The organism is Staphylococcus sp. Mo2-1 (assembly GCF_046721385.1).
Classification (GTDB): domain Bacteria; phylum Bacillota; class Bacilli; order Staphylococcales; family Staphylococcaceae; genus Staphylococcus; species Staphylococcus equorum_A.
On the sequence record NZ_JBEUUK010000001.1, the window covers coordinates 88,430 to 104,233 of the forward strand.

The window sequence follows — 15,804 nt, forward strand, 5'->3', positions numbered from 1 at the left end:
GATGGAATTATCATTTCGTTGGTACGGTGAAGATGATCCAGTTACATTAGAGAACATTAAACAAATTCCGGACATGAAGCATATCGTTTCTGCAATTTATGATGTACCTGTAGGTGAGGTTTGGACAACAGAAAGAATCGCAAAATTAAAACAAACAATCGAAGCGGCAGGATTGAAATTTGAAGTTGTTGAAAGTTTACCTGTAAGTGAAGAAATTAAATTAAGTACAGATAAACGTGATGAACTGATTGAAAATTATAAGACATCATTAGTGAATTTAGCTGAAAATGGTGTTAAGACAGTGACATATAACTTTATGCCTGTCTTTGATTGGACACGTTCACAATTAGACTATGAATTATCTGATGGTTCTAATACGTTGATTTATAAACATGATCAGTTAAAAGATATTGATCCATTAACAACCGATTTAAACTTACCAGGTTGGGACGAAAGTTATTCGAGAGAAGAAATGAATCATTTAATTACATCTTATCGTGAAATATCAGATGAGCAATTGTGGGAGAACTTGAAGTACTTCTTAGATGGTGTATTACCAACTGCAATCGAACATGACATTGATCTGGCGATACATCCGGATGATCCACCATGGCCTATATTTGGTATTCCACGTATCATTAAAAATAAAGATAGCTATGAACGTTTACTTTCTATAAATGATAGTAAAAATAATGGTATTTGTTTCTGTACTGGATCTTTAGGTTCATTAGCAGAAAATGATTTACCAAGCATGATTAGAACGTTTGGCGCGCATATCCATTTCGTGCATATGCGTAACGTGAAACGACTAGATTCACATTCATTCTTGGAAACAGGTCATTTATCTAAAAACGGCTCAGTTGATATGAAAGCTGTGGTAGAAGCACTGCAAGATGTTAACTTTAAAGGCACAATCAGACCAGATCATGGACGTATGATTTGGGGCGAAACAGGTAAAGCAGGTTACGGATTGTTCGACAGAGCATTAGGCGCAACTTATATTAACGGTTTAATTGAAGGAGTGAGCAAATGATGACAAGACAATTTGAAGGAGTCAATGTAGTAATCACTGGCGCAACAGGTGTGATTGGATCAACGTTCGTCAAAGGACTTGTAGAAAAAGGTGCCAACGTAGGTATTTTAGGACGTTCTGAAGATAAAATTGTTGAATTACAAGATGAAATTGATAAAGAAAGAAAACAAACAGTAGCACTAGTGGCGAACGTGTTAGATAAAGATGCTTTAACGCAAGCGAAACTAAGATTTAACGATACATTTGGTGCAGTTACAATTCTGATTAATGGCGCAGGTGGAAATAACCCGAATGCCACAACAAATGATGAAATGTATGATGAAAATGGTGATAAAACGTTCTTTGATTTAACAGAAGATGGTATTGATAAAGTATTTAAATTAAATTACACAGGTACATTTTTACCATCCCAAGTATTTGGTAAAGATGTCGTCTCATCTGAGGCAGGTACAATTATTAATATTTCATCAATGAACGCATTTACACCACTGACTAAGATCCCAGCATACAGTGGCGCAAAAGCGTCTGTAAGTAACTTTACGCAATGGTTGAGCACTTACTTTGCCGGTCACATCCGAGTGAATGCAATTGCACCTGGATTCTTTGAAACAGCTCAAAATAAAGCTTTACTTAGAAATGAAGATGGTTCTTATTCAGAACGTGCTTCAAAAATTCTATCACAAACACCAATGAATCGTTTTGGTGTACCAGAAGATATTCTAGGCACGCTTTATTGGTTGATGGATAAAGAATTAAGTGGCTTCGTTACAGGTATCGTTGTTCCTGTAGATGGCGGCTTCTCATCTTACTCAGGCGTATAAAAAAGCTATAAATTTTAAAATAAACTCCTTAAATCAATTCTGATTAAGGAGTTTATTTTTGTTGTTCTATAAGATGAAGATAAAAGAGAAGAAATAAAAAATATTTGAGTATTATAAATTTATTTTTACAAATGTCACAATTATGAGTTGAATGACATTGATAATCTATATCAATTAATCCATAATATAAAGCATATGTAAAGAATAATTAAAATATTGAATTATAGAATAGGTGGGGTGTTGTGAAAGCATTTTTTAGCTATTACAAACCATATAAAGGTTTGTTTTTCTTAGATTTTGGTTCGGCAATTGTTGTAGGTTTGTTGGAATTAATTTTCCCACTTATTACAAGTATATATATTGATCGTTTGTTACCTTCAAATCAGTGGAATCTCATAGTGATTTTTGGAATTGCTTTGTTATTTGTCTTTGGAATTGTAGCGGTACTTAAATTTATCGTCACATATTGGGGACATAAGTTAGGTACGAATATAGAGCGTGATATGCGTAATGATTTATATAGTCATATTCAGAAATTGAATTTTAAGTATTTTGATAACCAAAAATCAGGAAAACTTATTGGTCGACTGACGAATGATTTGATGGATATTGGTGAGGCCGCACATCATGGCCCAGAAGATGTATTTTTATCTATCATGACCCTAATTGGTGCATTTGCCATCATGTTAACGATTGATGTGAAATTAGCACTCATTACATTTTGTGTGGTGCCTATTGTTTTTATCTTGGCTATATTTTTCAGCCAAAAAATGTCTCGTGCATTTAAGAATTTATTTACCAATGTGTCACGGTTTAATGAATTAATCGCAGATAATGTGGGTGGCATAAGACTTGTACAGGCTTTTACTAATGAAAATCATGAGCAAACGAAATTTAGAAATATAAACGATAATTTTAGAGCTACAAAATTAAAAGCATATAATTATATGTCTTGGAATATTACAATTAGTCATATTGCCCAAAATCTGACATTAATTATTGTGTTAGTAGTCGGAAGTTATTTTGTGTTGCATGGTGATTTATCTTATGGTGGTATCGTTGCATTTATCATGATTACGAATGTACTCTTTAAACCATTACAACAAATTAATATGATTATAGAGCTATTTCCTAAAGCGATTGCAGGATTTAAAAACTTTAGCGAAATATTAAGCATTAATCCAGAAATACAGGATACACCAGATGCGGTTGAAATGCCGAGTGATCCTAAGACGATTCAATATAAAGATGTAACATTTGGATATGGCGAAACACCGATTCTTAAAAAACTGAATCTAGATATTCAGCATGGTGAGAAGATTGCATTAGTTGGACCGAGTGGTAGTGGTAAAACGACAATCAGTTCTCTATTGCCAAGATTTTATGAAGTAGATGATGGTGATATCTTAATTAATGGCCAAAGCATCAAATCGATTCAGTTAGCCTCACTACGTGCAGAAATTGGTGTCGTACAGCAAGATGTATTCCTATTCTCTGGTACTTTAAGAGATAACATTGTATATGGTCATTTAGAAGCTGACGAAACTGCAATATGGGACGCAGTTAGAAATGCGCAATTAGAAACATTTATCAAAGACTTACCCTTTGGTTTAGATACACTCGTAGGTGAAAGAGGGACGAAATTATCTGGTGGACAGAAACAGCGTATTTCCATCGCTAGAATGTTTTTAAAAGACCCATCTATTATTATTTTAGATGAAGCTACAAGTGCGTTAGATATAGAAACAGAAAATAAAATTCAATTGGCATTTAAAAAACTGTCAGAAAATAGAACATCGCTCATTATTGCGCATCGTTTATCAACGATTAAAGACGTAGACCGTATTATCTTTATCAAAGATGGTGAAATCTTAGAAGAAGGTAGTCATGAAGTATTGATGCAACAAGATGGACATTATAAACAACTTTATTTATCTCAGTTTAATGAAGTTGAAACATTTTAAAATGTTTGAGCGTGATCATAATAGTGAGTATTAAAGGGGGCGGGAAGACGAAATCAAATTTTGATTTCTGTCCCGCTCCCTTGTATTTTTGTAGAATCTTAATTATGATTTAAGAAAGCGCTTTCTGTTGTATAGAAAGATCTGGAGGGTTAAAGTATGGCTTACAGTATAGGAATAGATTTTGGAACAGGTTCAGGTAGAGCCTTTCTTATAAATACTGAGAATGGTGAAATTGTAGAGCAATTTATTAAAACGTATTCGCACGGCACGATAGAAGGAGCACTTGGTGGTCAAAAACTACCTCAAAGTTACGCATTACAAAATGCGAATGATTATTGGGAAGTCATTGAAGAAGGCATCCCAGCCTATTTTAGCGAAAGCACAAATTGCTGCAAATGACATTGTCGGAATCGGTATAGATTTCACATCGTCTACAGTGATTTTTGTGGATGAACATATGGAACCCATTCATAATAAGCAAGGGTTTAAAGATAATCCACACGCTTACGTCAAATTATGGAAGCATCATGGTGCGCAAGACGAGGCAGATGTATTATTTAAGACTGCGCTTGAAGAGAAAAATCGTTGGTTAGGCTACTATGGCTTTAATGTGAGTAGTGAGTGGATGATACCTAAGATTATGGAAGTAAACAATAAGGCACCTGAAGTGATAGCGGAGAGTGCGTATATCATGGAGGCGGGGGATTGGATTGTCAATCGACTCACTGATCAAAACGTCAAATCAAATTGTGGCTTAGGGTTTAAATCATTTTGGGAAGCGGACACAGGGTTCCATTATGATTTGTTTGATAAAGTAGATAATGATTTATCTAAAATTGTAAAAGAGAAAGTGGAAGCACCAGTCGTTAATATTGGTGAAACTGTAGGTAAAGTTAGCCAGACAATGGCAGAAAAACTAGGACTTTCACCAGAAACACAAGTCAGTCCGTTTATCATTGATGCGCATGCAAGTTTATTAGGGATAGGTTCAGAAAGAGATAAAGAGATGACTATGGTTATGGGTACAAGTACATGTCATTTAATGCTTAATAAAGAACAACATAAGGTGCCTGGTATTTCTGGTTCAGTTAAAGGTGCTATTATTCCAGATCTTTATGCATACGAGGCAGGCCAAACTGCTGTAGGAGACTTATTTGAGTACGTGGCGAAACAGTCGCCATATGATGATGTCAAAGAAGCGAAGATACGCGACATTTCAATCTTTGAATTATTAAATGAAAAAGCAGGCAAGCTATATCCCGGTGAAAGTGGGCTTATTGCACTAGATTGGCACAACGGCAATAGAAGTGTACTCAGTGATAGTAATTTGAAAGGTTGCTTATTTGGCATGGGATTACATACGAAACATGAAGAAATTTATCGTGCATACATGGAGGCCACTGCATTTGGTACTAAAATGATTATGCAACAGTATGAAGGATGGCATATGGAAGTAGATCATGTATTTGCTTGTGGTGGCATACCTAAAAAGAATACATTACTCATGGATATCTATGCGAATGTACTGAACAAACGTGTGACGGTCATTGATAGTGAATATGCACCAGCAATTGGCGCGGCTATTTTAGGTGCAATATGTGGCGGAGCGCATACGGACTTTAGTGAGGCGGTCAAAGCAATGAAAGAACCCGTATTATACACTGTTGAACCTCAAGCAGATAAAGTGGAAATCTATAAAAAGTTATTTAACGCATATCAATCATTGCATGACCTACATGGCTATAAAAAAGCGAGCATTATGCGTGATGTTGCACAATTGATGTAAGAAGATTAAATGTTTAATTAAAATAACCCAGAAACAATATATCAGTGATGATACGTTGCTTCTGGGTTATTGTTATAAAGTTAGCCTGAAATGAAACTTGTTATGGCATCGATTAAACTGTAGATGCCTAAGAAGGAAACAGTTAAGACAACGAGTCCTCCGATAATATTGAGCCAAAGTGTATTTGTAAAGCGGCCCATTAAATTTTTCTTATTAATAATAATAAAGATAAGGATTGCAACAAGAGGTAAAATCATACCATTTAATGCTTGCGCAATAAGTAAGACTTGAAGCGGTTCAAAGCCAAGTGCTGAAGTGATAATTCCAATAATGATAATCACAACAAAGACAAGTTTATACTTCTTGCTTTGCATGCCGCCTTTCCAACCGAGTAGACTACTAATTGTTGCAGCAGCGCCCGTTGGAGAAGCAATGGCTGATGACAGACCCGCAGCGAATAAACCAATACTAATTGCTATAGGTGCGAGCATCACCAAGTACAGGTTCTAATGGTCCTGCGAGTTGTATGACACTTGTAACTTCTTCACCTTTAATTAAAGTGGCAGCTGAAATTAAGATTGCAGCTGAAATCACACCGCCGACAGTAATAGAAATAATTGTATCCCAACGTGCAAATTTCAATTCCTTAACACCATTAAAACGTTCGTGCACGGCTGTTGAGTGAATGAAAAAGTTATATGGCACAACGGTTGTACCGATTAGAGCAATAACAGTAAGAATAGATCCATCTGGTATCGTTGGAATGAAAGCACCTTTTAAAATACCCATAACATCTGGTTTGATAGCAATCATGGTAGTGATAAATATTGCGCCCATGATAACCATAAGTACAAGCATAACTTTTTCTAAAAATTTATAGTTACCAAATAATCCAATGAGTAATATAATAACGCCGATAACTGGAGCAACCCAATTTTCAGGTAAATTAAGTAAGTAAGATGCACCAAGTGAGGTTCCAATCAAGTCACCACTAATATAGGCAGCACACCCAATGGTTACAGCAATGAGTGTGAACCACACGATGATCAGCTTACCGATTTTATTAGAGAATAAATCTTGAATTGCTTCTCCTAACCCTTCACGTGTAACGAGAGACAAACGGATAATCATTTCTTGTAACACGATTGTGGCAATGATTGAAAAGGCAACAGCCCATAGTAAACTATAGCCGAATCCTGCGCCACCTTGAGTCATGGTTGTTACTGTACCAGGGCCAATAAATGAAGCAGTGATAATCATCCCTGGGCCAAGTGATCGTAAAATCTTACCCGCGTTTTTAAACATTTAACCACTCCTCAGATTATTTTAATTTATTTAAATAAGCGACGTGGCCAGCAAGTACATATAATACTGCTGTAGAAACGAAATGGGCAGAATTCTGATTGGCATCTTTCATAGGATAAACTTCTACATAATCCATACCACATAGGCCGAGCGCACCAAATTCGTGGATCATCGTTAATAATTCATAGGACGTTAAACCATTGCCATCAACAGGTCCGCCTGGATTATAAGCAAAATCTAAAACATCACTACATATTGTTAAATACACGACATCTACATCGGCACTTGCTTGAGCGTAAATGTCACGGGCAAACTGTTTTATATTATTTGATTCACGAATATCATTGATTGTTATCGTTACTGCACCAGCTTCTTCAGCGTAACGTCCTGTTGCAGGATGATTTCTTGGGCCGTGAATCCCTGTGTGAATAATACTTTCGTTACGTACACCCTCTGTTTCATAAAGTCTCATGAAAGGTGTATTACGGGCATAAGCTTCACCTTCATAATCTGGCATATTATCATAATGTGCATCTAAATGAATGATACCTACTTTTTTACCAGTTTCTGTTAATGATTTAAGAATAGGATAAGTGACACCGTGTTCGCCGCCAAAGCCAACTAAGAATTTTTCACTTTCCCAGAGTTTTTTAGTGAAATCTGTAATGTTGTCATAGCTTTCTTTATTGTCATGAGCGACAAATGGCACATCGCCGACATCTCCCATAGATAAGTGTTCACTAATATCAATGTGGTTTAATTCAGGTAGATATTGACTGTAACGTGCAGAGGACAGTCTAATTTGCTTTGGACCAAGTTCTACGCCTGTATAATCTCCCCAAGTGCTTTCGCCTTCAAAAGGTACCCCATATACAATTACATCTGTATCTAAAGTATTTGATTGATTTAAATTTTTACTATTTAAAAAACATGGTGTATTACCATAAATGTTATTTTTCATAATTTATATCCTCCCCTTTATTGTAAATAATTATATAGAGTATTTTTTTATTTTTCAAATAAATCAGAAAATTCACTGATTTAATAATTGAAAATATATATGAATGAGAGGATTATTTATAAATTTTTATTAGATTATGAAGTCGAAAGGGTGGATAAAAAGAGGGAGGAAGGATTTTTTGAAAGCTGTATAGATAAATATAATAATAAAAAAGCTACACCAATGAAGGTGTAGCTTTTGAAAAGACAATGTTTATCATATTGATATATTATGAAAATTTATGCCCAGCCACGGAAACGTGTAGCTTCAGCTGTACGTTTGATACCTACAACATAGGCAGCTAAACGCATATCCAATTTTCTACTTTCGGCTAAATCATAGATTTTATTGAATGCTTCTACCATTTTTTCACGGAGAAGACTGTTTATTTCTTCTTCAGACCAATAATAACCTTGATTATTTTGTACCCACTCGAAGTAAGAAACAGTTACACCACCAACACTCGCAAGTACATCAGGTATAAGTAAGACACCGCGTTCTGTTAATATACGTGTCGCTTCTTTTGTCGTAGGACCGTTCGTCGCTTCTGCAACGATACTGGCTTTAATGTTGTGTGCGTTGTCTTCAGTAATTTGATTTGATAATGCAACTGGAATAAGAATATCACAGTCGACTTCAAATAATGCTTTATTTGGGATAACGTCCTCAAATAAGTGCGTAACACGGCCATGTTTTTCTTTAAGCTCTACAAGCTCGTCGACATCTAAACCATTTGGATCGTGTAAAGCACCATAACTTTCAGAAATAGCTACAATTTTTGCACCCATATCATGTAGAATTTTGGCAATGAAACTACCCGCATTACCAAAACCTTGAATCGCAACACGAGATCCCTTGATATCAATGTTTCTACGTTTTGTCGCTTCTTCAATAGTAATCACAGCACCAAGCGCAGTGGCACGATTACGACCTTCTGAACCACCTAAAGAGAGTGGCTTACCAGTGATGAATGCAAAAGCGTTAGAGCGATTGATTTTACTATACTCATCCATCATCCAAGACATGATTTGTGGATTTGTATAAACATCTGGTGCTGGGATATCACTCGCAGGACCTACGAATTGTGATATAGCTCTAACAAAACCACGAGATAGGCTTTCAAGCTCTTGATTACTCATTTGACGTGGGTCACAGATGACGCCGCCTTTACCGCCACCAAATGGTAAGTTCGTAATACCACATTTCATCGTCATCCACATTGCAAGTGCCTTAACTTCTTCTTTATTTACATCAGGATGGAAACGTACGCCACCTTTGGTAGGACCAACAGAATGATTATGTTGCGCACGGTAACCGGTAAAAGTTTTAACAGTGCCATCATCCATGCGGACGGGTATACGGACTTCCAGTATTCTTAAAGGTTCTTTGATTAAATCATACATGCCATCGTCAAAGCCTAATTTATGTAATGCTTCTTTTGTAATTTCTTGGGTAGATTTCACTAAGTCGTTATGTTCTGTCATTATATTTTCCCCTCTATCTATTACTTATAATATTTATACTTACTTATCTATAAATGTTATAGACTTTACGACTGAAAATCAATACTAGAGATTGAATTTTTACAAAAGTTTGAAAATTCAGTGAATAATTAGGTGAAATTCTTTTGAAAAACTAAAGAATAATTAAAGGCAATGTATGAAAGCACAGTGAATTGAGAAAAAATGCATTGACTAAATTTTCAGAAATTAATAGAATGAATAATTATATTTAAAATGAGTAGAACTTGAAGATAAGGAGAACATTAATGGAACAACCATCATTTAAACGTGCAATGAAACAACGTCATCTTATGTTACTTAGCTTTGGTGGTGTTATTGGAACAGGGTTATTTTTAAGTTCTGGATATACTTTGCAACAAGCAGGTCCATTTGGAACGGTACTATCTTATTTAATTGGTTCGATTTTAGTTTATCTCGTTATGTTATGTCTAGGTCAATTAGCAATTAAACATCCTGTTACAGGTGGATTTCATACATATGCAAGTCTTTACATTCATCCATCTGTTGGATATATCGTAGCATGGTTTTATTGGTTAACTTGGACCGTAGCATTAGGTTCTGAATTTACAGCAGTGGGTATTTTGATGCAGAAATGGATGCCTGAAACCCCGGTTTATATTTTTGCTACGATTGCAATTATATTAATTTTATTATTTAACATTATATCGACACGTTTTTATGCAGAAGTTGAATTTTATTTTTCTTTAGTGAAAGTTATTGCGATTATCGTATTTATTATTTTAGGTCTTTTGGTAATTATCGGATTTATTCACTACGATGGTTATGAAGGTTTAAACACAATTGCACATAGATATACAAATCCTACTTTTCCTAATGGTATTGGTTCTGTGTTTTTAACAATGCTAGCTGTGAATTATGCATTTAGTGGCACTGAATTAATCGGCATTGTCGCTGGTGAAACAGAGGATCCTGAAAAAGTAATACCAAAAGCGATTAGAGCAACGTTATGGCGTCTTATTATCTTTTTTATAGGTACAATGGTTATTATTTCTATTTTAATACCGAGCTATCAAGGGAAGTCATTAGAAAGTCCATTTGTTGTTATTTTTCAGAAAATGGGAATCCCTTATGCGGGCGACATTATGAATTTAGTGATTATAACAGCTTTGTTATCTGCAGCTAATTCAGGATTATATGCTCGCGAGCAGAATGATTTGGAGTTTATCGAATGAAGGTGTATTTCCTAAATGGTTTGGAAAGCTAAATAAACATCATATGCCAGTGAATGCAACATTATTTAGCATGATTGGTGGCTTATTGGCTTTACTTTCTAGCGTGTATGTAGCAGATTCATTATATGTAATTCTAGTTTCAATTGCTGGTTTAGCAGTTGTTATCGTGTGGATGAGTATCTGTATTGCATATTTTAATGCTAAAAAAATTGACCAAAGCTTAAAAGTACATCAATCGATTCCAATTATTGGGTTTATATTATGCTTAGTTTCTTGTGTTGGAATGCTTTTTGATTCTAATCAAGCACCTGCACTTTATTTCGGGCTACCATTTGCGGCGATTGCGTTAATTTATTACTTTATTAAATTTAATAAGAAAAGAGGAGTATAGATGAGACTGTTAGAAAAAGTAAAAACACAATCTCCAATTGTCTTAGATGGCGGACTAGCAACTACATTAGAACAAGCTGGTTGTAATTTGAATTCTTCGTTATGGTCTAGTGAAGTACTTAGACATCAACCAACTAAAATAAAGCAAGCACATCAAGGTTTTACAAATGCGGGTGCCGACATTATTTTAACAAGTACATATCAAGCAAGTTACCAAACATTTAAAGATATAGGGATGCGGGATGAGGAAATTGATGGCCTTTTTACAGTAGCGGTAGAGCAAGTTATGGATGCAACAAATAATAATCAAGTGGTTGTAGGTAGTTTAGGTCCATATGGTGCATATTTAAGCGATGGCTCTGAATATACAGGGGATTATAAAATAAGCCAAGAAGCTTATTTTAAATTTCATGAACAACGTATAAACGCTTTGATTTCAAGAGGAATAAATGATTTTGTGTTTGAAACTGTTCCTAATTTTGAAGAGATTCAAGCAATTGTAGAAAATATTATACCGAGTTATACAGAGGAGCAAACATTTTGGCTCTCTGTAACTGTCGATGACACAGGAAATTTATCAGATGGAACAGATTTTGAGCAGCTGATTGATTATATAAAAGATAAGCAATCTATTATTCCTATTTTTGGTATTAATTGTTCTTCAGTTAAAGGAATCAATCGATCATTGGACAAAGGATTAGCTAGTTTGAGTCAGACAATTGCGCTATATCCTAATGGAGGTTCTCATTATAATGCGGATAGCAAAGAATGGGAAAATAATGCTAACAGTGATGAAATTATTGAACAAGTTCCGAAGTGGTTAGTGGAAGGTGTTCAAATTATAGGGGGCTGTTGTCAAACAACACCAGAGGACATTAAAAAGATTAAATATAGCATGAGTTAACCAAAAATAAAGTTTCAAAATAAGAAAAGGAGAAGTGCTTGGGTTAACAAGCATTTCTCCTTTATTGTTTATTTGAATATTAAATGTTTATGATGGTTGTTTATTTCTAAGTGAAAATTCTTTGAAAGTGATAAAGCGTTTATGACTTTTATCATATAATTTGAATTTTAACGATGTCAGACTTTCTCTAAGCGTAATAGATGTTGCATGATGCAGTGGTGTAACAGTTTCATGAGTTTCCTCTAAAGAGTAGTTTGGAATTCTAGGATTCAAATGATGTACATGATGATAACCTATGTTTCCTGTAACCCAATGTAGAACTTTTGGTAATTTATAGTATGAACTACCATCGATGGTCGCTTTTACATAGTCCCATTCAGAAGCTTCTTCGAAATAAGAATCTTCAAATGTATGTTGGATGTAAAACAACCAAATACCTAACATGCCGACAATGAAGATCATTGGTGCAAATACTGCAAAGAAATGACCTACGCCTAATAGATAAATTAGACCACCGTATACGACTAATAATAAAATATTGTTCATCCAAGTGTTGATGCGTTCTTTCTTTTTAGCGTCTTTTGAATTAAATCGATTAGAAATAAATACTAAGAAAAACGGTCCTAATACAAACATGACAAGTGGATTACGATAAATTCTATACGTTAAACGTTGGAATTTAGATGCTTCTGTATATTCTTCTACCGTCATAACCCAGATATCACCGATACCACGTTTTTCTAGATTACCACTACCGAGCATGGTGAATTAAATGTTCTCTACGCCATTTTCTATAAGGGAAGAGTGTAAGGAAACCAGTTACGTTTCCGAGTAAATCATTGTGCTTTTGTTTTTTTAAATATGATCCATGACAAGCATCGTGAAAAATGATGAAAGTTCTAATTAAAAATATTGATGCGAATATACTACTAATAATTGCTAATGACCAATGCACATTATATAAAAGTCCACTTACTACTAAAATTGCAATAAGGGGAAGTAATGTATTTATAATTTGTATTGTACTTTTCGTGTAGTTTGTTTTTGCGAAAGGTTTTACCATTTTGTTCAACATCTTTTTCTTATCTTTTTCCATATACACCTAACTTTCTTTTACTGAATAAGTTGAAAATAGAGTACATACTCTCACCAGTATTTCACTAAGTGTATATAAATAGAGAGCGATTTACAAACATTTATACAAAAAAATTGAAAAATTTAAAATAATGAGAAATTTGAAAACGCAAAAGATGCGTCTAATAAGGGATTGAAGAGAAAAACATAGGTAAATTAAATTTGCTGTTGCAGATAATTAAATGGTCATGGATAGCGCCATTTCAGTTTTTCTTACCCATATTAAATTTTGTTAAGACATATAATAAATATATGTAAATTAGTAATATTTTATAACGGAAAAGGGTAAAATGTATTAAATAAACATAGATAAATTATCATGGAAGATTACAAATTTCAGTTTTCTTAAATGGTTTTTAAATTGAGAGGGGAACTTTAAACATGGAAGCACAGTATTCAAAAGATGGACAAGGAGTTTATCAAACATTGAAAATAAATATAGATGCAGATAAGGAAGCAATATTTAATTATCTGAGTACTACTGAAGGCATACAGCAATGGTTTCCGCAACTGTCATTTGAAACACGTGAAGTGCATGGCAAAATGTATTTTCATTTAGAGGAAGAAGATGATTTAGAAATGACAATCACACATTTTGAAGAAAATAAGGTTGTTGGCTTTACATGGGACATTGGTACTGTGAAGTTTGAATTAAATAGAAAGAATCAGCAAACGGAACTTACATTTATTGAATATTTACCATTTGAATTTCCGCACATCATCTTAGATTTTGCGGGTTGGCAATTCCATATGGAAAGTATAAAAAGTATTGCAGAAACAGGAAAACCGCTAAATTCTCAAGATTATGATTTTGATAGTAAGAATGAAACTATTGAAGCGCAATTAAAGCTAGAAAATGAAAAGTAAAAAGAGCTATTTATTGCATACAAAAAAGACGATCTTATAAACAAAAGGTCGTCTTTTAAATATATTTGGATATTCAAATCATTTCAAGTTTAGATAAATGAACCTACATTGCTATTAGAATCCAAATAATACCTATTAAAACGAGAACACTGAAAACAAGTAACACGATGCCTAAGGTTAATACTTTATGTGACTGTTGTTTTACACCTATTCTTTCGTTTTCACTACGTTTCGCTTGTTTACTTTGGTCAATTTCAGCTTTACTTTCTTTGAAACAAAAATAACTTAAAACTAATGACATGATTAAAACAGCGAATAAAATAATGATTAAATAAGTCATTATGTCATCCCTCTCACTGCATATTTATTTGTTAATAATATCAGTTATTGTTCAAAATATACATTAAAGTACTTGTTATTGAAGTAAATTTTGTGAAGGTGTATAGGGACCGAGGCATCTATATTAACAAGATACTAAATACTATGTTTGCATAGCTAATGTACGGAACTCAATTATACAGTGCGTTCAATCTAATAATATAGTTTATAAGACGCTTTTATTTTCATTGCTAAAGTGATTAAAACGATATTGGCAAAAGTTTTGTACATTGATGCACTAACCCCCTCGCTATTAATGTTAGCAAGGGGGTTTTTACATTTGAAATAATTTAATTCTAAAGGGTATGCGCTTTTACGACCTTGAAATAAGCGCATTTTTAAATTTAACAAAATAAAATATATAAAAAGTGTACACTCAATGTATACAATGAAGCGCTTTTATTGTATAATTTAGTTGGAAATAAGGACTGTGTACGCACGAGGAAAACATTACAGTTTCTGTAATGCACAAGGGGAGATAGAAATATGAAAAAAATTATGATTACAGGTGCTTTAGGACAAATTGGAACTGAACTCGTAGTGAAATGTAGAATGTTATATGGAAATGATAATGTTTTAGCTACAGATATTAAACAACCAGAAACAGATTCAGCGATTGTAGATGGGCCGTTTGAAATATTAGATGTTACTGATAAAGCGCGTATGTTTGAGTTAGTGGAGACATTTAAGCCAGATACAATGATGCATATGGCGGCGTTATTGTCAGGCGTTGCTGAAAAGAATCCATTATTTGCTTGGGATTTAAATATGGGTGGTTTAATGAACGCTTTAGAAACAGCACGTGAATACAAATTACAATTCTTTACACCAAGTTCAATTGGCGCATTTGGACCTTCAACACCTAAAGTAAATACACCGCAAGTAACGATTCAACGACCAACATCTATGTATGGAGTGAATAAAGTCGTCGGCGAGTTATTATGTCAGTATTATTTCAACAAATTTGGTGTCGACACACGCAGTGTAAGATTCCCAGGTTTAGTTTCCCATATAAAAGAACCAGGTGGCGGTACGACAGACTATGCGGTAGATATTTATTTTAAAGCTGTGAGAGAAGGTCATTATACTAGCTTTATCGAAAAAAGCACATATATGGATATGATGTATATGGAAGATGCAATAGATGCCATCATTCAACTTATGGAAGCGGACGGCGTTAAATTAATTAATCGTAATGCATATAATTTAAGTGCAATGAGTATTGAACCAGAAATGGTAAAAGAAGCGATTCAAGAATTTTATCCAGAGTTCCAATTGGAATATGATGTGGATCCAGTACGACAGTCTATCGCTAATAGTTGGCCAAATAGTATAGATGTTAGCTGTGCACGCGCAGAATGGGGATTTAATCCGCAATATGATTTAACTAAAATGACTCAAACGATGTTAAAGGCTATCGAAGATAAAGAAACAGTAAGATAATCTAACCTAAAGCCCTCATTCATACAGTAGTGGGGCTCAGAGTGTCAACAAAGTCTCAGGCTT

At 34.3% G+C, this 15,804-nt stretch carries 9 protein-coding genes and 4 pseudogenes; 8 read left to right on the top strand and 5 right to left on the bottom strand.

What is annotated here, in order from left to right; genetic code table 11:
• Nucleotide 1: 1 nt before the first annotated feature.
• The 4 genes and pseudogenes from uxuA (at nucleotide 2) to ABLV95_RS00405 (ending at nucleotide 5,604) form a co-directional block, all read left to right on the top strand.
• Nucleotides 2-1,033 carry a mannonate dehydratase gene (gene uxuA, locus ABLV95_RS00390; RefSeq protein WP_427705441.1) on the top strand — a complete coding sequence of 344 codons (1,032 nt, stop codon included), beginning with the start codon at nucleotides 2-4 and terminating at the stop codon, nucleotides 1,031-1,033.
• A complete protein-coding gene (locus ABLV95_RS00395) occupies nucleotides 1,033-1,854 on the top strand; it encodes an SDR family oxidoreductase (protein WP_069817766.1) in 822 nt (273 codons plus the stop codon). The genes uxuA and ABLV95_RS00395 overlap by 1 nt, the downstream gene beginning before the upstream one ends.
• Before the next feature lie 242 nt (nucleotides 1,855-2,096).
• Nucleotides 2,097-3,818, top strand: coding sequence for an ABC transporter ATP-binding protein (locus ABLV95_RS00400; protein ID WP_081325295.1), 1,722 nt, complete (start codon nucleotides 2,097-2,099; stop codon nucleotides 3,816-3,818).
• A 156-nt stretch (nucleotides 3,819-3,974) separates the two neighbouring features.
• Nucleotides 3,975-5,604 (top strand): annotated as a pseudogene (locus ABLV95_RS00405) (ribulokinase).
• A gap of 80 nt (nucleotides 5,605-5,684) precedes the next feature.
• Here ABLV95_RS00405 and ABLV95_RS00410 read toward each other — a convergent pair.
• The 3 genes and pseudogenes from ABLV95_RS00410 to ABLV95_RS00420 all read right to left on the bottom strand — a co-directional run bounded on the left by ABLV95_RS00410 (nucleotide 5,685) and on the right by ABLV95_RS00420 (nucleotide 9,393).
• A pseudogene (locus ABLV95_RS00410) lies at nucleotides 5,685-6,909 on the bottom strand (Nramp family divalent metal transporter).
• A gap of 16 nt (nucleotides 6,910-6,925) precedes the next feature.
• Nucleotides 6,926-7,870, bottom strand: a complete 945-nt coding sequence (locus ABLV95_RS00415) for an agmatinase family protein (protein WP_427705435.1) — start codon at nucleotides 7,868-7,870, stop codon at nucleotides 6,926-6,928.
• 278 nt (nucleotides 7,871-8,148) lie between these two features.
• Complete coding sequence (locus tag ABLV95_RS00420; RefSeq protein WP_460876117.1) at nucleotides 8,149-9,393, bottom strand: Glu/Leu/Phe/Val family dehydrogenase; 1,245 nt, start codon at nucleotides 9,391-9,393, stop codon at nucleotides 8,149-8,151.
• A 284-nt stretch (nucleotides 9,394-9,677) separates the two neighbouring features.
• Between ABLV95_RS00420 and ABLV95_RS00425 the strand changes: the two are divergent.
• A pseudogene (locus tag ABLV95_RS00425) lies at nucleotides 9,678-11,016 on the top strand (amino acid permease).
• Nucleotides 11,017-11,919 carry a homocysteine S-methyltransferase gene (gene mmuM / locus ABLV95_RS00430; protein ID WP_460876119.1) on the top strand — a complete coding sequence of 301 codons (903 nt, stop codon included), beginning with the start codon at nucleotides 11,017-11,019 and terminating at the stop codon, nucleotides 11,917-11,919.
• Nucleotides 11,920-12,006: 87 nt separating this feature from the next.
• Here the strand turns inward: mmuM and ABLV95_RS00435 are convergent.
• A pseudogene (locus ABLV95_RS00435) lies at nucleotides 12,007-13,015 on the bottom strand (fatty acid desaturase).
• A 419-nt stretch (nucleotides 13,016-13,434) separates the two neighbouring features.
• Here ABLV95_RS00435 and ABLV95_RS00440 point away from each other — a divergent pair.
• Nucleotides 13,435-13,920, top strand: a complete 486-nt coding sequence (locus ABLV95_RS00440; RefSeq protein WP_069832574.1) for an SRPBCC domain-containing protein — start codon at nucleotides 13,435-13,437, stop codon at nucleotides 13,918-13,920.
• 103 nt (nucleotides 13,921-14,023) lie between these two features.
• On the opposite strand, the gene ABLV95_RS00445 is transcribed toward ABLV95_RS00440, so the two are convergent.
• Nucleotides 14,024-14,260: a hypothetical protein gene (locus ABLV95_RS00445; protein ID WP_046465040.1), complete on the bottom strand. Its 237-nt coding sequence runs from the start codon at nucleotides 14,258-14,260 to the stop codon at nucleotides 14,024-14,026.
• Nucleotides 14,261-14,784: 524 nt separating this feature from the next.
• Here ABLV95_RS00445 and ABLV95_RS00450 point away from each other — a divergent pair.
• Entirely contained in the window at nucleotides 14,785-15,741 is a 957-nt protein-coding gene (locus ABLV95_RS00450) for an NAD-dependent epimerase/dehydratase family protein (protein ID WP_460876122.1), read from the top strand.
• Nucleotides 15,742-15,804: the final 63 nt, after the last annotated feature.

Excerpts from the sequence above, each read along its gene's own strand:
- uxuA (WP_427705441.1), top strand. The coding sequence starts at position 2 with ATGGAATTATCATTTCGTTGGTACGGTGAAGATGATCCAGTTACATTA.
- ABLV95_RS00395 (WP_069817766.1), top strand. The coding sequence starts at position 1,033 with ATGACAAGACAATTTGAAGGAGTCAATGTAGTAATCACTGGCGCAACA.
- ABLV95_RS00415 (WP_427705435.1), bottom strand. The coding sequence starts at position 7,870 with ATGAAAAATAACATTTATGGTAATACACCATGTTTTTTAAATAGTAAA.
- ABLV95_RS00420 (WP_460876117.1), bottom strand. The coding sequence starts at position 9,393 with ATGACAGAACATAACGACTTAGTGAAATCTACCCAAGAAATTACAAAA.
- mmuM (WP_460876119.1), top strand. The coding sequence starts at position 11,017 with ATGAGACTGTTAGAAAAAGTAAAAACACAATCTCCAATTGTCTTAGAT.
- ABLV95_RS00440 (WP_069832574.1), top strand. The coding sequence starts at position 13,435 with ATGGAAGCACAGTATTCAAAAGATGGACAAGGAGTTTATCAAACATTG.
- ABLV95_RS00445 (WP_046465040.1), bottom strand. The coding sequence starts at position 14,260 with ATGACTTATTTAATCATTATTTTATTCGCTGTTTTAATCATGTCATTA.
- ABLV95_RS00450 (WP_460876122.1), top strand. The coding sequence starts at position 14,785 with ATGAAAAAAATTATGATTACAGGTGCTTTAGGACAAATTGGAACTGAA.